Below are 19904 nucleotides of genomic sequence, written 5' to 3'. Positions count from 1 at the left end.
TTTTTTTATATTTGCAGTTAACTTATAAAAAAATATTTATGGATTTCAACATCATGCTTCAGGCACACCGTGGTTTTGCTTATTTAATCCTGCTCCTGGCAGCTGTTTTTGTTGTCGCACTGCTTGTGACGATGTTCGGATACTCAGGTAAAATCTCTAAACTTTTAAGAAAATCAACGCTGTTTACGATGATTTTTTTCCACCTTCAGGCATTAATCGGGCTGGTAATGTTGTTTTTCTTCTCTCCAGGTTTCAAAGCAGCTTCAGAAGCCGGAACCCTGATGAGCAATTCTGCATCAAGAAATGCGTACGTTGAGCATCCTTTCGCCATGATCGTGGCTGCAGTCCTGTTAACCATCCTAAATAAAAAATTCAAAACCAACGAGAAACTGAAAATGGGTTGGGTCATTATGGGATTCGTTGCACTTGCATTCATGCTTTGGGCATTTCAGTGGCACCGACTTTTCGGGGCGTAATTTATTATCAATTCTCATCCATCAGATAAAAAAATGAAAATAGCAGTTGTGGGCGCCACCGGAATGGTAGGCCAAGTTATGTTGAAGGTTTTAGAAGAACGAAACTTTCCGGTTACAGAATTAATTCCTGTTGCATCTGAAAAATCGGTCGGTAAAAAGATCAGTTTCAAAGGGAACGAATACTCCATCGTATCAATGCAGACCGCCATCGATATGAAGCCAGAAATCGCGCTGTTTTCTGCCGGCGGAAATACTTCCCTGGAATTTGCACCGAAGTTCGCTGAAGTAGGAACTACGGTAATCGACAACTCTTCTGCTTTCAGAATGATGGAGGATAAAAAACTGGTTGTTCCCGAAATCAACGCGTCTGAGCTTTCGAAAAACGATAAAATTATTGCAAATCCTAATTGCTCAACAATACAGTTGGTGATGGTTCTGCATCCTCTGAATCTGAAATATAATCTGAAAAGAGTTATCGTTTCAACGTATCAGTCCGTCACAGGAACAGGTAAAAATGCAGTTGACCAACTGAATGCAGAAATTACCGGCGATAATGATGTTGCTAAAGTATATCCATACGAAATTTTCAAAAATGCACTTCCACAGTGCGATGTTTTCGCGGATGATGATTACACGAAAGAAGAGATAAAACTCATGACGGAGCCCAAGAAAATTATGGGTGACGAAAGTTTTAATTTATCGGCAACTGCGGTGCGTGTTCCTGTTCAGGGAGGGCATTCAGAAAGTGTAAACATTGAGTTTGAAAAAGATTTCGATCTTGATGAAGTACGGAAAATCCTTTCGGAAACTCCGGGAGTTGTGGTTCTGGATGATGTTTCGAACAAGATTTATCCTATGCCACTTTATTCGGAAGGAAAAGATGAGGTTTTTGTCGGAAGAATCCGCAGAGACCGATCCCAACCTAACACACTTAATATGTGGATTGTTGCAGACAATCTCCGCAAAGGCGCCGCCACCAACGCGGTACAGATTGCCGAATATCTCTTAAAAAATCACTTGGTTTAATATAAATGCTCACTTAAGGTGAGCATTTTTTTATTCTTAGACGTCTGAAACATTTTTAATTAAAGCCCTCAAACACTGCTGTGGAAAATCAACATTCATCAAAAACCAATTTCGCATTCCAGAAGACCGTAGCTATTGCCGGAATCGGTCTGTTTATCGCAAAATTAATTGCGTGGCATCTTACGAATTCCGACGCCGTATTTTCTGATGCCATGGAAAGTATTGTGAACATCATTGCAGGATTCATGGGACTATATTCGCTTTATCTCGCAGCAAAACCCAAAGACATCGATCATCCGTACGGTCACGGAAAAGTGGAGTTTGTGACTTCCGGAATCGAAGGCGCCCTGATTATTTTTGCGGGAGTCATTATCCTTGTGCAGGCTGTTGATTCCCTTTTGCACGGTAATGTCCCGAAAAAACTCGACTGGGGAATGCTCATTATTGCGGTTACCGCCGTAATCAACTATCTCATGGGTTATATCTCGGTAAAAAAAGGAATTCAGGAAAATTCCCTTGTCCTTCAAAGCTCCGGAAAACACCTGCAGAGCGATACTTTAACCACTTTAGGCGTTGTCATCAGTTTAATTTTGGTATATCTGACGAAAATTTACTGGATTGACGCTGCTGTTGCGCTTATTTTCGGGGGATATATCATGTTTGTTGGCTATAAAATCATTAGAAAAGCTTTGAGCGGAATCATGGATGAAGCCGATCAGGAATTGCTCTCCAAAATGGCTAAAATCTTAAACGAAAACAGAAAACGCGAGTGGATCGACATTCACAATACCAGAATTCAGCAGCACGGAAGCGGTCTTCATATCGATGCCCATTTAACGCTTCCCTGGTATTTTGAACTCCGAAAAGCGCATGAAGAGATGGAAGAAACGTATAAATTAATTTCAGAAAATTCCAGCAGGGCAATCGAATTTAATTTTCATCTGGATGACTGTAAACCTTTTTCATGCGAAATCTGCCAGCTTTCCGAATGCCAGGTTCGTCAGCGGCCGTTTGTAAAGAAAATTGTATGGAACGAAAATAATATTTCGCAGGTGGATAAACATGATGTTACAACCTAATTTCAACCCTTTCTCAACTGCTTCTTTCTATAATAGAATAATGGAATAATCAACAGCAGAATTAATGGCTGAATCACAAATCTCCGCATATAAAAGGAGAAAAGATAACCCACTTCAAACCCGGTATAAATGCAGTAAAGATAGATGGGAAAGGTGATCGCGAAAACCAACAGCATTAATACAACCGCCTGCATCGTCCATTCTTTATTTTTAAATATAAAATGAACAATCAATGTCGACAGGAGTAAATTGAGCGAAAACCTGAAAATATAATTTAAAATCAGGTTTGCCCATTCGAAATCGGGGAACGGCGCATTTTTATCTGCCGCATGAAAATAATCGAGAAATGGATCATAAAACAGGGAATCTTCTACCATCCGCACTCCGATCAATCCAAAAATTCCGAGAACTACACTAAAAATGCTAAGAAACTTCATGCTCAGGATTTTTTAACGCAAAAAACTTAATCCAGATCAACCAAAGCACCACAACACTGCCATAAATAATCGCCGGGAAAAGATAATCATGTCCTACTTTTGAATATTGTGGCAGTTCAACCAGAAGAATATTTAACCCTGCTATCCGTAAAACATTGATAATGTGCAGGAAAATAAATCCTAAACCGGCAAAAACAAAAGTCTTGAAACCCTGATAAAAAGCAAAAATAAACGCCAAAAAAAGTACCATTACCGAAATCGCATTACAGCCTTCGACCATGCGCGAAACATATCTGCCGCTCACATAAAACCAGTTTGTTTCCTGCTGCGGTGTTCCCGGCACCAAATGAGACGGATAACCCAAACTTTGCTGTACAAAAGCCGCTTGCTCTGCTACCCATTCCGAAACCGGATCAAGACCTGTATTTTTGAACTGGTTCAAATAAAACTGATAAGCCAGAACCATCACCACATAAAGGATGACGAAGCGTAAAAGGATTTTCAGAACCGGCTTGAAATCATTGAACATACTGCAAATATAATCTTTTCAAAAATTCTATTTTCTTATCTTTGTAAAAGTATGAATATGGACAACGCAAAACTCTTTTTCGAAGAATTTATTGGGGAAAAATCACAGGATTTTTATTCATTGCCCCAGAGCGGTTCGGCAAGAAAAAATTTCGTGGGCAGCTCATCAGAAAAGCGATACATCATCACCGAAAACGAAAATATTCCCGAAAACGAGAGTTTTTTTTACTTTTCTGAAGTTTTCACGGCACTTCATCTTAATACACCCAAAATATTTAAAATTTCTGAAGACCGAAAAATTTATGTCCAGGATTTTTTAGGCAAAACTACCCTCTCGGAAATTATTGAAAGTGAAGGTTTAACTGAAAGAACAAAATCTTTGGTGAAACAAACTCTCGAAAAATTATTTCACCTTCAAACAAGCACAGAAGATAAGATCGATTATTCAAAAACTTTCGAATATGAAAGTTATAATGAATTTCCGGTGACCAACGATCTGTTCTATTTCAAAAGTTTTATTGCAGATGTACTCGAGATTCCATACCACAAATCTACATTGCTGAAAGAATTCAAAAACCTTACCTCAGAAATTACAAACTGCGGTCCGAAAGGCATGATGATTCGCGATTTTCAGGCGAGAAACATTATGGTAAATGATCGTGATGAGGTTTTCTTCATCGATTATCAGTCGGCGATGAAAGGTCCGCTGATGTACGACGTTATTTCGTTTCTTTTTCAGGCAAAAGCCAATTTTCCTGATGATTTCAGAAAAGAAATGCTCAGCTCTTATTTTTCACTTTGGAAGGATGAAAATTCAATAAAAGAACTGAAAAATTCGGTAAAACCGATTCAGCTAATCCGTTTCATGCAGGTGTTGGGAGCGTATGGATTCCGCGGACTTATCCAGAGAAAGCCGCATTTTATTTCCAGTATTGGCAAAGGAATTGAGAATCTGGAACACTTAGCAAATTCCTGGTACGGGATGCAACACTACCCGGAACTCAAAAAATTAATTACAGCGCTGAAATCAAATTCAGTTAAAAATAAAATCGAATCAATAATTAAAAACCATTAAGAAATTTAACGGTTCAAATCAATAAAAAAATGAGTCTTACGATAGATATACACAGTTTTTCCTACAAAAAAGGCGGAATTCCAAAAGATGAAACCGGAAACGGCGGTGGATTCGCTTTTGACTGCCGCGGAATTCTTAATCCCGGGAGGATTGAGGAATATAAAGCGCAAACCGGCTGCGACATCGGCGTTCAGGAATTTCTGGAAACCAAAACCGAAATGCCTAAATTTCTGAGCCTGGTAAAGGAAATTGTTTCCATCAATATCGATAATTATCTGGAGCGCAATTTCGAGCATCTTCAGATTAATTTCGGATGTACCGGCGGGCAGCACCGCTCCGTTTACTGCGCTGAAAAAACCGCAGCATTTATCCGCGAAAAATATCCGCAGGCCACCGTTACTATTCATCACGACGAGCAGCCGCAACTTAATAACAAGTAAGATGAAGGCCCTTATTTTTGCAGCCGGTAAAGGCACCAGGCTGAAGCCATTTACCGATCATCATCCGAAAGCGCTGGCAAAAGTCAACGGTGTATCGCTGCTGGAACGAAATATAAAATATTTACAAAGTTATGGGATTAATGATTTTGTAATCAATGTGCATCATTTTGGAAATCAGATCATTGAATTTTTGAAAGACAACCAGAATTTTGGCGCCCATATCCAAATATCAGATGAAAAAGATCAGCTCCTGGAAACCGGAGGCGGCTTGGTTTTTGCAAGAAAATTTCTGGATTTTGAAGAAGACTTTTTAATCCTTAATGCTGACATTCTCACCGACTTAAATATTACAGAATTTGTAAAATACCATCAGGAAAAGAAAGATTTCGCTACTTTAGCAGTTTCCGACAGAAAAAGTTCCAGAAAACTTCTTTTCAACCCAGAAATGGTGTTGCGTGGCTGGGTAAATATAGATACTGGTGAGCAACGGCTGGCAGAATTCAACAAAGGATTCAAACCATTAGCTTTCAGTGGAATACATTGTATTAACCCTGCAATTTTCAGCAAGATAAAGCGCACCGGAAAATTCTCTATTATGGAAGAATATCTGGATTTAATGCACACCGAAAAAATCCACGGATTTGAACATCAGGCAAAACTAATTGATGTGGGAAGACCGGAATCTGTATTGGAAGCAGAGAAACATTTTAAATAAGACGAAAAAAATCTATGAGCAAAATAAAAAGAGGAAAGGGAACAACACGCGCTGCAGCCGGCAACGAATTTGAAATTGATCAGAAAGTTCAGCGGTCTTTTTCCGAAAAAACATGGGACGAAACCATTACCAAAGACAGCTGGATGGTTTTTAAAATCATGGCCGAATTTGTTGACGGATACGAACGGCTCGCGAAAATTGGCCCATGTGTATCAATCTTCGGGTCTGCAAGACTTAAACCTGACAGCACCTACTATAACCTTGCGGTAGATATCGCAGAAAAGATTACAGAAATTGGATTCGGCGTTATTACCGGTGGCGGACCCGGCATTATGGAAGCCGGAAATAAAGGTGCCCATAAAGGCGGCGGAAAATCTATTGGACTAAATATTGAACTCCCTTTCGAACAGCATTTTAACCCTTATATCGATAAAGGTTACAGTTTGGATTTCGATTATTTCTTTGTGAGAAAGGTGATGTTTGTGAAATATTCTCAGGGATTCATTGTAATGCCGGGAGGTTTCGGTACTTTAGATGAACTTTTGGAAGCAATGACGCTGATTCAGACCAACAAGATCGGAAGATTCCCAATTGTTTTGGTTGGATCTGACTATTGGAAAGGCTTGCTGGATTGGTTTAAAGACACCTTGCTGGAAAACGGAATGATTTCTGAGGAAGATTTAAGCCTGTACAGGGTGGTTGATACTGCGGAAGATGCGGTAGCGCACATCAAAGCATTTTACGATAAATACACGGTAAATGTCAACTTTTAATTGGCATTATATTTGAGACTATACTGAAACAAGAAATACAGATGAAAAATTTTTTACATATTATCGGAATCTTTGCGTTGGTAGTGATGACAAGTTTTGCGACAGCAGATTTTTACTCCTCGATGACAAAAGTAGATTATGTGGAAGGAAGCAAAACACTGAAGTTCACAACAAAGATGAATACCCAGCATATTTCTGATGCAATTAAAATAAATCCCAATACAGCAGGTTTTGAAGCAGAGGTAAAAAAATATGTCAACAATAATTTCGATTTGTTTGTTAACGGCAGTCCTAAGACGCTTACTTTCACCGGAAGCCAGGTTAATGGTCAGTCGGTTTGGGTTTACTTTGAAGCCGGCGGCGTAAGCGAGATCAGCACTTTAAAGATTAAAAACACCATTTTGTTGGGTACCTTCCCCAGACAGATAAATCTGGTAAACATCGCCTACAAAGGCAGCCAGAAGACAATGAATTTCCAGAGGGGAAAAGAAGTTAATGAAGTCAGTTTTTAAAGGTTAGGTTAAAGCATTAAAAAGGGCCATCTCGCAAGTGAGATGGCTTTTTTGTAAAGAAATTTGAACCACCAGATTTTTTAAAGTTCAGGTTACAATCAACTACTTTTTTTGTATCAAGCTGACTTGGAGAAGGTTGATAATTCTTACAACATCAATAAGACTCTAATTCCCAATAATAAAAAAGGCTGCATCGCTGCGGCCTTTCTTCTGTTTTGAATATACTATTTAGAACCTTTCACTACGAAGTTATCGACTTCCCAAGTTGTAGAGGTGCCTGCAACAAACGTATATTTAAAAGCAATAACAACCTCCTTGTTAAGGAAATTTTTCAGGTTAACTTTTTGGGAGGTTCTTAGGCTTAATTCATTTAAGTTCTATCCGGCAAGCACATGACATTAAAAAATAAAGGCCGCATTTCTGCGACCTTTATAATAGTATAATATTCTATTATTTACTACCAGAAACTTTTAAATTATCAACTTCCCAAGTGGTGGAAGCAGTTGCTGTATTTGTATATTTAAACGCAATTCTAATCTTTTTGTTAGCATAACTGTCGATATTAATTTTACCGGAGTTAAAGAACGCAAACCCGCCCAAAGCTGTATCAATTGGTGCATTAATTTTCGTCCAGGTTGTAGTGGAAGGATTGCCTGAGAAATTCTCGGTGATATAAACTTCCAGCGGATTACCTGGTGTATTAGCACGCCCGTCTGAATCGAACGAGAAACTATATCCGTTGAAACCTGTAAGATTAATCTCACTTGAAACCAACCAGTCTTCGTTTGCGGTAGTACCACCATTCATCACTGCATAATAGTTTGTACCGGTACCTTGGTTAGATCTGGTCCATACCTGCTGCGGCCCAAGTATATCGTACGCTGTAAAGTTTGAGGTAAGACTTGTCTGGAAACCTTCGAAGAAAATGGTAGTGGGCGGCTGAGAACCATCGCATCTTGGATTGTCGAAATCAGCATGCACCTGTTTTGGAATCCAAAGTTGGTATGTTCCGTTGAAAACACTTAGGATTCCATAAACATCACCGTTTCCACCATCAACTTCAGCTCCTGCAAAGTTTGCAAAATTACTTGTCCGTAATAAAATGGTATTTCCGGAACAGTCTTTCAGCGTTCTGTTGGTTACTCCACCAGATGCGTAAGGCAGCCCTAGATCTCCATCAACAAATTCCACATCTTTAATTTTCACCCATTTCCCTACATCGGCCAGCGTAAACTGGTTAATTTTCTTTTCTGTAGCAGTTACCGGAGTCGCAGGCATGTTGGAATCAAAGAAATGTTTGTAAACATCTGCCTCAGCAATCTGTCCAACGTTATTGTTGAAAGGTTGCCCAATCTGCAATTCACCGTTCACATTACCGACATACAATCCGTTCAGTTTGATGTAAAGTTCTTTACCTACTTTAAATCTCGCATCCTGATAAAGGTTGGTCTTGTTGATGTTCACTCTAATACCTCCGGTTGCATCTTCAACATAAATATACTTGAAAAGATTTCCGGTTTCGTCATTGGCTGTTACTTTCGCTTTCAGAAGGAAGTTACCGTTGATTTGTGTAAGTCCTGAAGTGAAGAGCTGTTTTACTTCAGCCACTGTTTTCGCGGTGTAAGCGGAAGGATCAATAACACAAGGATTAGATGCGATTCCGTCTAATCTTGGGAATGTCTTCATATCAGCCAAATCAGCCTGTTTGTTGATATACATTTGGTACGTAGTGTTGAATTTGCTGAAAATACCAACAAAATCTCCGTTCCCTGCCGGAAGCTGCTGGTTTGCAAACGCTGCAAAACCACTGTTTCTTACCACTGCTGTATTAGCGTAGCTATTGGCAGAAGTATTCCACCCCTGGCCAATTGGTCGGTCTACGGTTACACCATCCGGTGCATAAGCTGAACAAAGTACTCTGTTCGTAAATTCTGCATCTTCCACTTTAATCAAAGCTCCTAGCAATGCCTGATTTGCAGCCATTTCAGAAATCTTAAGTACTTTCGGTACGATCTCTTCTCTAACAGAGCATGAACGGAAAATTCTCTGAGGAACCAATTTCTCAGGAATTCTGGATACTGCATCCACTCCCTGAGCCACAGCGTTAGCATCTTGAACACCTAACTGTACCAAACCTCCGTAAGTACCGAGCGCAAGTCCTTTTAATTCGATATAAATTTTAGATCCCTGCGGAAACTTCGTGTAAGTGCTTACCGCATCTACACTTATTACAAATCCCTGGGTCGGATTAACCGGTGAATCCTGAATATAGATAGTCTTATAAATATTGCCTGATTCATCAGTAGAGGATACATAACCTTCCATCACTGCAGTAGAATTTTCCGGGAATACATAACGCATATTGGTATGCAAAGCCTTCACCTCTGCAATCGTCATCGTAGCCGTAAGGTCTCTGCACTGGTAATCCTGCAGGGCAGGATCATCGTACTTATCATCGTGCACACACGCCGTAAGCAGGAGCGATGCAAAAGTGATGAAGAAAATCTTAAAAAATGAACTGTATTTTTTCATTGGATGTTTTATTAGTAATTAAAATCTTAAATAAACGTTTGCAAAAAACGTAGTTCCTCTGTCGTACCAAAGTTTTGGACCGAAATAAGGCTTTTCTCTTTGTGCTTCTGCTTGAGCTTCCGGGAAGTTAACTGCCCTGCCCTGTTCGAAACCTCCGGTAACATAATCTCTGTTATTCAGGATATTGTTTACACTTAAACTAACACCCATTCTGTAATCTCCGAATACGAAAGTTTTTCCTGCGTTCGCGTTCAGCATGAACTGATCTTCAAACTTCTTCTGTGCAGTAATTGTTGCGATCGCCTCCGGTGTAGCTCCCGGATAATTATCTCCTGTACGTGGGTCGGTATACATGGCTGCGGTTTTATTGAGTGCAGAAAAATCAAGATACTGGTCCTGCAGGTAATTCGCTGTAGCTCCTAGCCACCAGAAATTTTTGGAGTTATAACGCAGACCAAACGAGTAAGCTTTTTGTGGCGTACCGGCAATTTTATAATCTTTGATGTTTGCAGTACCCCACTCTCTGATTCCGAAATCGTCATCAAACGTGGTTACTGTAGGATTATTGGTAATTTTATAATCACCATAACTTACAACTGCAGTTGCGTTCAGGGTGGTTGTAATTTTCACATCAGCACCCAATTCCAAACCTTGGTAAGATTTGTCAATTCCGCTGAGCACTTCTGCTACAAGTGCGTTACCCTGATCAACTGTTTCACTGGAAATATCCGCATAATATCTGGAAATTTCTGTAGCATTTTTAATAGTCGTAGAGTATGCGCTTAATCTAAGTTTAAGAATCTGACCTCTTAAGATATAGTTTAAGTCATTTGAATTAATGATCTGGTTTTCAACATTCGGTGTAATCATATTGGTAACACGCGGGCTGATGAAAATTTCGTTTAAAGTAGGTGCCAGACTGAAGAATGCGCCATTATACACGATGAAGTTTCTACCGTCTAATTTATAAAGCACTCTTCCTTTAAGACCTGCATCGATCGAGTTAAAAACTTCGCTCTTTCCTTTGCTGTCGACATATTGGTGGTGTCTGAATTTACCGTCTCTCTGAGAATCCGCATAGGAAGTGAAAACCGACGCAGTTACCGTCCATTTCGGAAGGTCGATTTCAGTAGATGCGTTTAACGTGTACTGATCTCTCAATAAATCGTAGGAATATTGGGTTCTGTCTCCTACAAGAATTTTAGCGTTGGGATTATCTAAATCATAAGGCTGGTCGTTTCCGAAAGCGTTCAGGTTATTTGCATACAAAGCTCCCAACAGATCCTTCATCTCTCTGAAGTTATCAGATTTCATTTTCTGATAATTAAAGTTGATGTTGAGTTTCCAATTTTCATCAAGCTTAGTATCAAAGTGGGAAGCAAAGTTGAAGGTCTTGTCTTTATTTACATCTTCTACAATACTGTACACCGCACCCTGTTCATTGCCCGCCATATCATAACGGTTCAGATAATTCGCCTGGTAAAGGCTCATCCAATCGATCTGTGCATTTGCTTTAAATTCTTCTTCTGTGAAAATACCGTAGCTTGGCAATTTTCTGTAGTAAGTAGGGTTAGGATCGGCTGCGTGGAACCAGTCTAAACGGCTTCTTCCGTCTCTACCTTCCTGATAAGAAATCGTGTTGTTCCAATTGCTGTTTTTACCTATTTTCAGATAATCAGTAAGCATAAATATTGGTTCGAATACCTTTCTGATTCTTGAATTTCTTTTCTCACCGTCTTGCCATCCCCAGTACGCATTATAATTCTTCCCCATCAGGTCATAAGTTTCCTGAGTGTTTGGTGAATTATTCGCTCTGTAAGTTGGCGCTCCAAACGCTGTTAAATTAATTGCGTGGCGGCTGCTGAACTGCTTTTCAATGGCACCGAAATATGCGTAAGAATCCTGGTAAGTTCCGTCGATTACACCTTCGTCAGCCCATCTTCGGCTTCCGGAGAATGTGAATGCCCAACCGTTTTTAGACAAACCGCTTGAGTAGGTTGCCATTGCACGGTGAAAATAACTTCTGTTTGTAAATGAATAGGCAAGCGAAGTTTGTTTTCTGTAGCTGGATGCTCTCGTATTATAATATACCACCCCACCTAGGTTACCGAAAGCATATTCGGAAGGGGTAATATTGTCAACAGATTCAAATGGGTAACGTGTAACGTCATTTAACCCGCCCCAGTTGCTGAAATCTACTTTTCCATCATCGTTTTTCGACATCGATACACCGTTGAAAATAACATCTTCAAAACGGTTTTCCACCCCTCTTGGACGGAACCAGTAGGCTCCAAGTTCGAAAGCAGTAACACTTTGGAAAACATCCCGGCCAGAGCTCAGAAGCCCTACAGTGGGCTGCATTGACGAACCGCCTCCTTCATCATTATCAGCGGCAGAATCATCAATTACCATCACCCCTGCATTTGCAAATGGTGCAGGTAATAAACTGATTACGCCTAAATCCCTTCTTTTTTCGTTTGCAGATACCGTAAATTCAATCACTTTTGTTTCAAAATTCGGCTTCGAAACATTAATCTGGTACTGCCCAGGCTGAAGATCAACAAACTGAAAATAACCAATTTTATCGGCTTTCACATCATCAGTAGACTGTACAAGATCAATCTCTGCGCTCTCAACTGGTTTACCTTCCTGGTCTTTTACATACGCATAAACCGTAGTTTGCGCAAAATAAAACGAGGCCGGAAGCAAAGTAAACAATGAGATTAAGGATAACTTTTTAATCATAACTAATTATTTAAATCCCCTTTATGATAAGATATTTTTAAGGGGCAACAAATTTAGGGTTAATTTTTGTTAAGTTAAAGATATTTAACACTTTATTCTTATAAAGAAGTATCAATTATTATTAATATTCCTAAATTCATAAGCCTCCAAAAAAATGTTGTTAAAAAGTATTACTCATAGTTTTAAGTGCTTGCTTGCGAAATTATTAGTAATTTTACGCACTTAAATTTTTTATGTATTTTCTAATGAAAAAATTTTTTATTACAATCACGCTGTTTTTTATGGGCTTTGTTTTTGCCCAGAAAATACAGGTACAGCGAGCAGCCATCGCTTTTTTTAATGTAGAAAACCTCTGGGACACTGTTCCTTCGGCAGATTATATTGATGGTACAAAAGATGTTAAAAATCCGGCATTCCACCGCAGTGTGCCGCTGGACTCTTTACAATATCTGGAAACGACTGAAGTGTATAAAGGCGAATGGAGCAACGAACTTCTTGTAGGCAAAAAAGTGGTGCGAAACCAGATTCTTGCCGATGACTTCACCGCAAACAGCTCTAAAAACTGGAATACCCAAAAGTATAACCAGAAAATGACCAACATAAGTAAAGTACTTTCTGAACTGGGAAGACAATATACCAATGACAACCCTGCCATCATCGGCCTTGTGGAAGTTGAAAACCGCCAGGTGATCGAAGACCTTATCAGACAGCCTGCGCTCGCGAAAAGCAATTACGGGATTGTACACCACAATTCCTATGATGCCCGTGGCGTGGATGTGGCTTTAATCTACCAGAAAGGAAGATTCGTTGTAACCGACCACTATGAGAAAGATATTAAAATCTTCAACGAAGAAGGCCACAGAAGCTACACCCGTGGCGTTTTGGTCGTTAAAGGTTTGCTCGATGGCGAAAAAACAGCAGTTTTTGTAAATCACTGGCCGTCCAGAAGTGGAGGCGAAGCACGCTCTTACCCACGCCGTGCCGCCGCAGCAACAGTTTTAAAAACCGAAATGGACCGTTTAATCGCAGAGGATCCTTCCATCAAACTTATCGCAATGGGCGACTTCAATGATGATCCTGTGAGCCCAAGCATCAAAAAAGTTTTAGGCAGTGTGGCAGAACCGGAGCAACTTAGCGATAAAACTCCTTATTATAACCTGATGACCAAAATGTATAAGGCAGGTGTTGCTACCCTGGGTTACCGCGATGCACCCAACCTTTTTGATCAGATTATTGTTTCTAAAAACTTCTATTCTCCCGAAAAATTATCGGCAGGATACACCGTATTTAAAACCGAAGTTTTTGCACCTTCTTATATGAAAAACAGCGAAGGACAATGGAAAGGATATCCTTTAAGATCATGGGATGGCGACCGTTTCACTAATGGATACAGTGACCACTTCCCGGTATTTACCGTAATGCAGCGCGAGCATAAGCGTTAAACCGATTTTTCTAACATCAAAATATAAAAACCGAAGTTCCGTACTTCGGTTTATTTTTTTCATAACTTTATATAAAAATAAAGCGATGAAAAAGTTATTATATTTAATATTTGCACTGGGCATAATTGCCTGTACACCGCAGAATAAAACACAGGACAGCACCAACGCCGAAATTACGCCTCAGAAAAATGAAGAGGGCGAATGGGATCTTCAGGTGATTGATACCCAGTACGACTATTTCCTGAACGCAATTGCGAAACCGATGAACATGTATTCTGAATCTTATCTGAAAAATAAAAATACTTTTCTGGTGAACGAATGGAATTCCTACTACTATTCGGGCAGGTACCGAAATGTGATTGAATCTTCGATCGACTATGATCCACAGGAAAATTACGGATTGAAGTTTGAATATAAACTGTATCAGGTTTTTGCTTATGTTCAGTGGAAATACGGTTTACGGATGTCGGGATTGAGCGGTGCAGATATCCGTTAAATTAAAAAGGGCTCAGAAAACATCTGAACCCTTTTTTAATATTGTAGAACGTCTTACTTATTAAATTTTTCCTCCACTTTATCCCAGTTGATTACTTCGAAAAATGCCGTAACATAATCCGGTCTTCTGTTTTGGTAATGCAGGTAATACGCATGCTCCCAAACATCGAGCCCCAAAACAGGTGTGCCCTTGCAATCAGAAACCGGCATTAAAGGATTGTCCTGATTTGGAGTAGAGCAAACCGCCACAGATCCGTCTTCTTTCTTACATAACCAAGCCCAGCCGGAACCGAATCTTGTTTTTGCCGCTTCAGCAAAATCACCTTTGAATTTTTCGAAACCTCCGTAAGCTTCAATCGCTGTTTTTACGTTTCCTACAGGTTCTTTGCTTCCTCCTGGAGTTAAAATTTCCCAGAAAAGCGTGTGGTTAAAATGTCCGCCGCCATTATTTCTTACCGCTGCTTTATCTACTCCTGTTTTGCAGATTTCTTCGATGGTTTTTCCTTCCAGATCTGTTCCTGCAATTGCTTTGTTTAAATTATCAATGTATGCCTGGTGATGTTTGGTGTGGTGTATTTCCATCGTTCTTGCATCAATGGTTGGTTCAAGCGCATCGTACGCATATCCCAATTGTGGTAATTCGAATGCCATAATTTTTAATATTTTAAGTTAATACCCAAATTTACTCATAATGTAGGGCAAGTACAAACCACAGACATTACTTTAATAAATCTTTAACATAGATTAAATTAAAAAATCGCTCCTTTCAGAACGATTTGAGAATATATTACGATATCATTATCGGTTCATGCTCATCAGAAACTCTTCGTTAGTCAAAGTTCCTTTGATGCTTTTGTTTACAAATTCCATGGCTTCTACAGGATTCATATCCGCAAGATATTTTCTGAGGATCCACATTCTCTGCTGCGTAGTTTCATCCAGAAGAAGATCGTCCCTTCTCGTACTTGAAGATACCAAATCAATCGCAGGATAAATCCGTTTATTGGCGATTTTCCGATCGAGTTGCAGCTCCATATTTCCCGTTCCTTTGAATTCTTCGAAAATAACTTCATCCATTTTAGATCCCGTATCAATTAATGCTGTTGCAATAATGGTTAAAGATCCGCCGCCTTCGATATTTCTTGCCGCACCGAAGAATCTTTTTGGTTTGTGAAGCGCGTTGGCATCCACCCCTCCGGAAAGAATCTTTCCTGAAGCTGGAGTAACGGTATTGTAAGCTCTCGCTAAACGGGTAATTGAATCAAGCAGAATCACCACATCATGGCCACATTCTACCATTCTTTGCGCTTTTGAAAGAACCAGATTGGCTACTTTTACGTGTTTATCGGCTGGCTCATCAAAGGTTGACGCAATTACTTCTGCATTTACGCTTCTTTCCATATCCGTCACCTCTTCCGGTCTTTCATCGATGAGCAAAATCATCATATAAGCTTCCGGATGGTTTTCGGAAATGGAGTTTGCGATATCTTTCAGCAACATGGTTTTCCCTGTTTTGGGCTGTGCAACAATCATCGCGCGCTGTCCTTTTCCTATCGGGGTAAACAAATCGACAATTCTTGTAGAAAGGGTTGAATTTTTTCCTGTTAAATTGAATTTTTCTTCAGGGAACAAAGGCGTAAGGAACTCAAAAGCAACACGGTCTTTAATGAATTCTAAATCGCGGCCGTTCACTTCAGTAGGTTTCAGCAATGAGAAATATTTCTCGCCTTCTTTTGGTAAGCGGACAATTCCTCTTACGGTGTCTCCGGTTTTCAGTGCGTAATTTCTGATCTGGTTGGTAGATACATATACATCATCCGGGGATGAGATATAGGAAAAATCGGAAGAACGGAGGAAACCGTAATTATCCGGAAGGATTTCCAAAACGCCTTCAATGGTCACCAAACCGTCGAAATTAAATTCTTTTTTTGAATTTTCTTCCTGGTTTTCAGCATTCTGCTGGTTACGGTTTTGGTTGGGATTTTTATTTTGGTTTTTCTGATTCGGGTGCTGAGGTCTGTTCTGGTTAGGATTCTTATTTCCGTTTCCGTTCTGATTTTGATTCGGATTCGGATTTTTGGTCTCTTCAGCCTTTATTTCAAGTTTAGTTTCAGGTTCGGGTGCAGCGGCTGTCTCAGTTACGGGATTCTCTGCGGCAACTTCTTCTTTTGGCGGAGCAACGCGCTGTCTTTTTTTCTTTTGCGGACTTCTGTTCTCAGGCTCTTGTGTAGCTTCAGCTACTGGAGGTTCTGTATTTTCTGCAGGTTTTTGCTTTGCAGGTTCGGTGCTTGCTTCTGCATTTTCAAAAGGAATCTCGGCGGAAACCTCTGCGGGTTTCTCAATCTTCTTTTTGGCAGCTGGTTTTTTGGCAGCCGGTTTTTTGGGTGCAGGAGCTGGTTTTTCTTCCGTATTCATGGGAGTTTCGGTGGCATTGAAATACTCTTTTGCAATCTTCGTGTTGGAAGCCTGAAAATCCAGGATTGCAAAGATTTTATCATTATCTGTGCTGTTCTTAGCAAGTTTAATGCCCAAATCCTTGGTGATTTTAGTCAACTCCAGTTCGGATTTTGACCGTAACGTTTCAATGTTGAACATAAATTGTTATGTGAAAAAGTAAATTTATAAGTAAGTGAAAGTAAGAAAGTTAAGTCGGGCGACTTTCTTCATCAGATCAATTGTAATGCAAATCTACACTACTTTTTTTATTTATGCAAAAAATAATTGCTATTTTTGCAACTCATAGTTATTATAATGCTTCAAAGAATACAGACTGTTTGGATTTTTCTGGCGATTTTAGGCGCAATTTTCCTCTTCGTTACGGCGCAGGATTTTTCCGTTTTTGGGCCGACTCCATTTATTTCTGTGGTGTGTGTTGTTTTAATCCTTTTGGGATTTTTAAGCATTTTAAGTTATAAAGACCGCAAGAGACAAATTCTGCTGAATAACATCAGCATTTTTATAAACGCTTTGTTGCTCGGTTTATTGGCGTATTGGCTACTCAGTTTATCTGGAGGAATTAATTTTCCTGAGAAAGGTATTGAGCCGCTTTTCCCGTTGATCTCGATGGTGAGTTTGTTTATCGCAAACATCTACATCAGGAAAGACGACAGGCTCGTGAAATCTGTAGACAGACTCCGCTAAACTCACAACGATTTTTTTGAGTGAAACAGTTCCCGATTTTTCAGGAGCTGTTTTTTTTATTTCTGATGATTAAAAAAATTCACAGAAAATCTCAACTGCCATTATCTGTTCAAATTTCTGTATTTTTGTGCACTAATTTCACTGAATGAAACCATTTCAACGCATTCTCTCCTTCGCTAAACCTCATCAGAAATACCTTTTCGGAAGCATGTTTTTCAACATCATGTATTCTGTACTCAATATCTTTTCGGTAGCGACGATGCTCCCGATTCTGGGTTTAATGTTTGGGACGGTCGAGAAGGTTGATACTACAAAACCGCCGGTAAACTCCGGGCGAATTGTAGATTTTTTCGGCTACGCAAAAGATTGGGCGTATTACACCATCCAAAAAAGTATTGATGCCAACGGAACGGTAAAAGTCCTGGCGGTTTTATGTGCCGTAACTGCGGTTGCATTTTTACTTCGAAACATTTTCAGGTATCTTGGAGCATTTCTCCTTGTAAATTACCGTGTAGGCATCACCAAAGATTTGCGGACTGCGATGTACAATAAATTCCTGAAACTCCCGGTTTCCTTTTTCACCGAAAAGCGGAAAGGCGACATGATGAGTCGGATCTCCAACGATATCGGTGGTGTGGAAGGCGGAATTATGGGAAGCTTGGTCGATGTGATCAATGCGCCATTTATGATTATTTCCTCGCTTATCACGCTGTTTATTCTTTCTCCAAAACTTACGCTCTTTTCTCTGCTTGTTTTCCCTTTGATGGGCGGATTGATTGCCTGGGTCGGAAAAAGTCTTAAAAAACAGGCGACTGCTGCACAGGAAGAATTGGGAAATCTTTTTTCACTTGTTGATGAAACCCTGAAATCATCAAAGGTTATTAAAATTTTTAACGCCGATAAAATTTTAAAGAACAGATTTAATTCCACCACCGATAACTGGAAAAAATATGCTATCGGTATGAGCCGCCGCCGCGAACTTGCTTCCCCGATGAGTGAATTTCTCGGGTCTGTCACTATTTTAATTATTACCTGGTTTGCGGGCGTTCAGATTTTAAATGAGCAAACGATGGAACCGGAAACATTCCTGGTGTTTATCGGGATGTTTTTCCAGATTCTGGATCCTGCAAAGAAGTTATCGAGTGCAATTTCAAATATCCAGGGCGGAATGGCGAGTTTAGACCGGGTTTCTGAAGTTTTGGATTACGATCTGAAGGTGGAAGAAATCGAAAATCCACTTGGCATTTCAACTTTAAAAGATAAAATTGAATTTAAAAACATTGGTTTTTATTACGATAAAGACAATGTTATTCTAAAGAATTTCAATCTCATCATTCCGAAAGGTAAAACGGTGGCGCTTGTGGGACAGTCAGGTTCAGGGAAAACGACCATTGCAAATTTACTTGCCCGTTTTTATGACGTTTCTGAAGGCGAAATTTTAGTTGACGGTGTAAGCATTAAAGATTTAAAACTGAATGACTACCGAAATCTTCTGGGAATGGTAACTCAGGAATCCGTGCTTTTCAATGATTCAGTTTTCAATAATATCCTTATGGGAAAACCCAACGCGACCGAAGCAGAAGTAATGGCCGCCGCGAAAATTGCCAATGCGCATGAGTTTATTGAAGGTCTTCCTGAAAAATATTATACCAATATCGGCGACGACGGGAATAAACTTTCGGGCGGACAAAAACAAAGGGTTTCTATCGCAAGAGCAGTGCTGAAAAATCCGCCAATCATGATTTTGGACGAAGCAACATCGGCTTTAGACACAGAAAGCGAAAGATTTGTACAAGATGCTTTGGAAAAAATGATGGAAAACCGAACTTCTCTCGTTATCGCTCACCGACTTTCAACCATTCAGAAAGCGGACTGGATTGTGGTGATGGAACGCGGAAGCATTGTAGAGCAGGGCACGCACAACGAACTCATGGAAAATAATAATGTGTACCGCAGACTGGTGGAACTGCAGAATTTTGGGTAAAAAATAATAATGAAAAAACACTTTTTACTTTTTGCTATAATTTTCTCTTTATACTCTTGTGCGCAGAGAGCTATAAAACCTATTGAACTACCAAAGAGAGATGCTATTTTAGATAGCCAACCAACAGAACCCAGTTTTCCAGGTGGACCTGAAGCTTTTAATAATTTGATTCGCGCTGGTGTAATTGCTGAAAACATCGACTGCACACGGAACGAAAGACAAGTATCATCCATTGAATTTGTAGTAGAAAGAGATGGCTCAATTACAGATGTTAAAACTAGTGGAAAATCTTCTCGTTTAAATACGGAAGCATTAAGAGTCGTTAAATCAATTAGACAAAAATGGACTCCAGGTACTTTAAATGATGTGAATATAAGATTCAGAGTTCACCAGACTTTCAGCTTGGTTTGTGAGTAATACCAATCATAAAAGAAAATCTATGGATAAGTGATGAAATTACTTCCCAATCATCTTCTTAATCGAATTCAGCTTCATTAAAGCTTC

General features: G+C 39.7%; 19 protein-coding genes. 13 read left to right on the top strand and 6 right to left on the bottom strand.

Features of this window, described 5'->3' with window-relative positions; all coding sequences use genetic code 11:
- Positions 1-38: 38 nt before the first annotated feature.
- The 3 genes from V5N63_RS05940 (at position 39) to V5N63_RS05930 (ending at position 2581) form a co-directional block, all read left to right on the top strand.
- Complete coding sequence (locus V5N63_RS05940; RefSeq protein WP_332033214.1) at positions 39-476, top strand: hypothetical protein; 438 nt, start codon at positions 39-41, stop codon at positions 474-476.
- Between the two features lie 33 nt (positions 477-509).
- Positions 510-1502 (top strand): aspartate-semialdehyde dehydrogenase, encoded by a 993-nt coding sequence (locus V5N63_RS05935; protein ID WP_332033212.1) that lies wholly within the window; start codon positions 510-512, stop codon positions 1500-1502.
- Between the two features lie 80 nt (positions 1503-1582).
- Positions 1583-2581: a cation diffusion facilitator family transporter gene (locus V5N63_RS05930; RefSeq protein WP_332033211.1), complete on the top strand. Its 999-nt coding sequence runs from the start codon at positions 1583-1585 to the stop codon at positions 2579-2581.
- 2 nt (positions 2582-2583) lie between these two features.
- Here V5N63_RS05930 and V5N63_RS05925 read toward each other — a convergent pair whose 3' ends face one another.
- The gene (locus V5N63_RS05925; RefSeq protein WP_332033210.1) at positions 2584-3018 is read right to left on the bottom strand and encodes an exosortase F system-associated membrane protein; all 435 of its coding nucleotides are present in this window, start codon (positions 3016-3018) and stop codon (positions 2584-2586) included.
- Positions 3005-3547: an exosortase family protein XrtF gene (gene xrtF / locus V5N63_RS05920; RefSeq protein ID WP_332033209.1), complete on the bottom strand. Its 543-nt coding sequence runs from the start codon at positions 3545-3547 to the stop codon at positions 3005-3007. Before xrtF ends, V5N63_RS05925 begins: the two co-directional genes overlap by 14 nt.
- A gap of 51 nt (positions 3548-3598) precedes the next feature.
- Between xrtF and V5N63_RS05915 the strand changes: the two genes are divergently transcribed.
- From V5N63_RS05915 to V5N63_RS05895, 5 genes are read left to right on the top strand one after another with little or no spacing between them, the layout of a single operon-like run.
- A complete protein-coding gene (locus V5N63_RS05915; protein ID WP_332033208.1) occupies positions 3599-4621 on the top strand; it encodes a phosphotransferase in 1023 nt (340 codons plus the stop codon).
- 29 nt (positions 4622-4650) lie between these two features.
- Positions 4651-5061: a RapZ C-terminal domain-containing protein gene (locus V5N63_RS05910; RefSeq protein ID WP_442905782.1), complete on the top strand. Its 411-nt coding sequence runs from the start codon at positions 4651-4653 to the stop codon at positions 5059-5061.
- Position 5062: 1 nt separating this feature from the next.
- On the top strand, positions 5063-5776 hold the full coding sequence (locus V5N63_RS05905) for a nucleotidyltransferase family protein (protein ID WP_332033207.1): 714 nt from the start codon (positions 5063-5065) through the stop codon (positions 5774-5776).
- Positions 5777-5790: 14 nt separating this feature from the next.
- Positions 5791-6549 carry a TIGR00730 family Rossman fold protein gene (locus V5N63_RS05900; protein WP_265144010.1) on the top strand — a complete coding sequence of 253 codons (759 nt, stop codon included), beginning with the start codon at positions 5791-5793 and terminating at the stop codon, positions 6547-6549.
- Between the two features lie 41 nt (positions 6550-6590).
- Positions 6591-7061, top strand: a complete 471-nt coding sequence (locus V5N63_RS05895; protein WP_088468545.1) for a DUF6702 family protein — start codon at positions 6591-6593, stop codon at positions 7059-7061.
- A gap of 450 nt (positions 7062-7511) precedes the next feature.
- Here the strand turns inward: V5N63_RS05895 and V5N63_RS05890 are convergent, their stop codons facing one another.
- Positions 7512-9593 carry a DUF5689 domain-containing protein gene (locus V5N63_RS05890; RefSeq protein WP_332033206.1) on the bottom strand — a complete coding sequence of 694 codons (2082 nt, stop codon included), beginning with the start codon at positions 9591-9593 and terminating at the stop codon, positions 7512-7514.
- Between the two features lie 18 nt (positions 9594-9611).
- The gene (locus tag V5N63_RS05885; protein ID WP_332033205.1) at positions 9612-12338 is read right to left on the bottom strand and encodes a TonB-dependent receptor; all 2727 of its coding nucleotides are present in this window, start codon (positions 12336-12338) and stop codon (positions 9612-9614) included.
- A gap of 245 nt (positions 12339-12583) precedes the next feature.
- Between V5N63_RS05885 and V5N63_RS05880 the strand changes: the two genes are divergently transcribed.
- Both V5N63_RS05880 and V5N63_RS05875 read left to right on the top strand, forming a co-directional pair.
- Entirely contained in the window at positions 12584-13780 is a 1197-nt protein-coding gene (locus tag V5N63_RS05880; protein WP_332033204.1) for an endonuclease/exonuclease/phosphatase family protein, read from the top strand.
- Positions 13781-13865: 85 nt separating this feature from the next.
- On the top strand, positions 13866-14276 hold the full coding sequence (locus V5N63_RS05875; RefSeq protein WP_332022791.1) for a DUF6146 family protein: 411 nt from the start codon (positions 13866-13868) through the stop codon (positions 14274-14276).
- A gap of 53 nt (positions 14277-14329) precedes the next feature.
- On the opposite strand, the gene V5N63_RS05870 is transcribed toward V5N63_RS05875, so the two are convergent.
- A complete protein-coding gene (locus V5N63_RS05870) occupies positions 14330-14926 on the bottom strand; it encodes a superoxide dismutase (RefSeq protein WP_332033203.1) in 597 nt (198 codons plus the stop codon).
- Between the two features lie 147 nt (positions 14927-15073).
- Positions 15074-16870: a transcription termination factor Rho gene (rho, locus tag V5N63_RS05865; protein ID WP_332033202.1), complete on the bottom strand. Its 1797-nt coding sequence runs from the start codon at positions 16868-16870 to the stop codon at positions 15074-15076.
- 156 nt (positions 16871-17026) lie between these two features.
- Between rho and V5N63_RS05860 the strand changes: the two genes are divergently transcribed.
- From V5N63_RS05860 to V5N63_RS05850, 3 genes are all read left to right on the top strand, one after another.
- Positions 17027-17416 (top strand): DUF4293 family protein, encoded by a 390-nt coding sequence (locus V5N63_RS05860; protein WP_332033201.1) that lies wholly within the window; start codon positions 17027-17029, stop codon positions 17414-17416.
- Between the two features lie 145 nt (positions 17417-17561).
- The gene (locus tag V5N63_RS05855) at positions 17562-19400 is read left to right on the top strand and encodes an ABC transporter ATP-binding protein (protein ID WP_332033200.1); all 1839 of its coding nucleotides are present in this window, start codon (positions 17562-17564) and stop codon (positions 19398-19400) included.
- Between the two features lie 9 nt (positions 19401-19409).
- Complete coding sequence (locus tag V5N63_RS05850) at positions 19410-19817, top strand: energy transducer TonB (RefSeq protein ID WP_265143999.1); 408 nt, start codon at positions 19410-19412, stop codon at positions 19815-19817.
- The last annotated feature ends 87 nt before the right edge of the window (positions 19818-19904 follow it).

It is taken from the genome of Kaistella sp. (assembly GCF_032060305.1).
Classification (GTDB): domain Bacteria; phylum Bacteroidota; class Bacteroidia; order Flavobacteriales; family Weeksellaceae; genus Kaistella; species Kaistella yananensis.
Note: the sequence above shows the minus strand (reverse complement) of the source record. Positions and strands in the feature narration are given on the sequence as shown.

Excerpts from the sequence above, each read along its gene's own strand:
- V5N63_RS05870 (WP_332033203.1), bottom strand. The coding sequence starts at position 14,926 with ATGGCATTCGAATTACCACAATTGGGATATGCGTACGATGCGCTTGAA.
- V5N63_RS05895 (WP_088468545.1), top strand. The coding sequence starts at position 6,591 with ATGAAAAATTTTTTACATATTATCGGAATCTTTGCGTTGGTAGTGATG.
- V5N63_RS05905 (WP_332033207.1), top strand. The coding sequence starts at position 5,063 with ATGAAGGCCCTTATTTTTGCAGCCGGTAAAGGCACCAGGCTGAAGCCA.
- V5N63_RS05940 (WP_332033214.1), top strand. The coding sequence starts at position 39 with ATGGATTTCAACATCATGCTTCAGGCACACCGTGGTTTTGCTTATTTA.
- V5N63_RS05880 (WP_332033204.1), top strand. The coding sequence starts at position 12,584 with ATGAAAAAATTTTTTATTACAATCACGCTGTTTTTTATGGGCTTTGTT.
- V5N63_RS05890 (WP_332033206.1), bottom strand. The coding sequence starts at position 9,593 with ATGAAAAAATACAGTTCATTTTTTAAGATTTTCTTCATCACTTTTGCA.
- V5N63_RS05935 (WP_332033212.1), top strand. The coding sequence starts at position 510 with ATGAAAATAGCAGTTGTGGGCGCCACCGGAATGGTAGGCCAAGTTATG.
- V5N63_RS05855 (WP_332033200.1), top strand. The coding sequence starts at position 17,562 with ATGAAACCATTTCAACGCATTCTCTCCTTCGCTAAACCTCATCAGAAA.
- V5N63_RS05925 (WP_332033210.1), bottom strand. The coding sequence starts at position 3,018 with ATGAAGTTTCTTAGCATTTTTAGTGTAGTTCTCGGAATTTTTGGATTG.
- V5N63_RS05910 (WP_442905782.1), top strand. The coding sequence starts at position 4,651 with ATGAGTCTTACGATAGATATACACAGTTTTTCCTACAAAAAAGGCGGA.
- V5N63_RS05915 (WP_332033208.1), top strand. The coding sequence starts at position 3,599 with ATGAATATGGACAACGCAAAACTCTTTTTCGAAGAATTTATTGGGGAA.
- xrtF (WP_332033209.1), bottom strand. The coding sequence starts at position 3,547 with ATGTTCAATGATTTCAAGCCGGTTCTGAAAATCCTTTTACGCTTCGTC.
- V5N63_RS05875 (WP_332022791.1), top strand. The coding sequence starts at position 13,866 with ATGAAAAAGTTATTATATTTAATATTTGCACTGGGCATAATTGCCTGT.
- V5N63_RS05860 (WP_332033201.1), top strand. The coding sequence starts at position 17,027 with ATGCTTCAAAGAATACAGACTGTTTGGATTTTTCTGGCGATTTTAGGC.
- V5N63_RS05850 (WP_265143999.1), top strand. The coding sequence starts at position 19,410 with ATGAAAAAACACTTTTTACTTTTTGCTATAATTTTCTCTTTATACTCT.
- rho (WP_332033202.1), bottom strand. The coding sequence starts at position 16,870 with ATGTTCAACATTGAAACGTTACGGTCAAAATCCGAACTGGAGTTGACT.
- V5N63_RS05900 (WP_265144010.1), top strand. The coding sequence starts at position 5,791 with ATGAGCAAAATAAAAAGAGGAAAGGGAACAACACGCGCTGCAGCCGGC.
- V5N63_RS05885 (WP_332033205.1), bottom strand. The coding sequence starts at position 12,338 with ATGATTAAAAAGTTATCCTTAATCTCATTGTTTACTTTGCTTCCGGCC.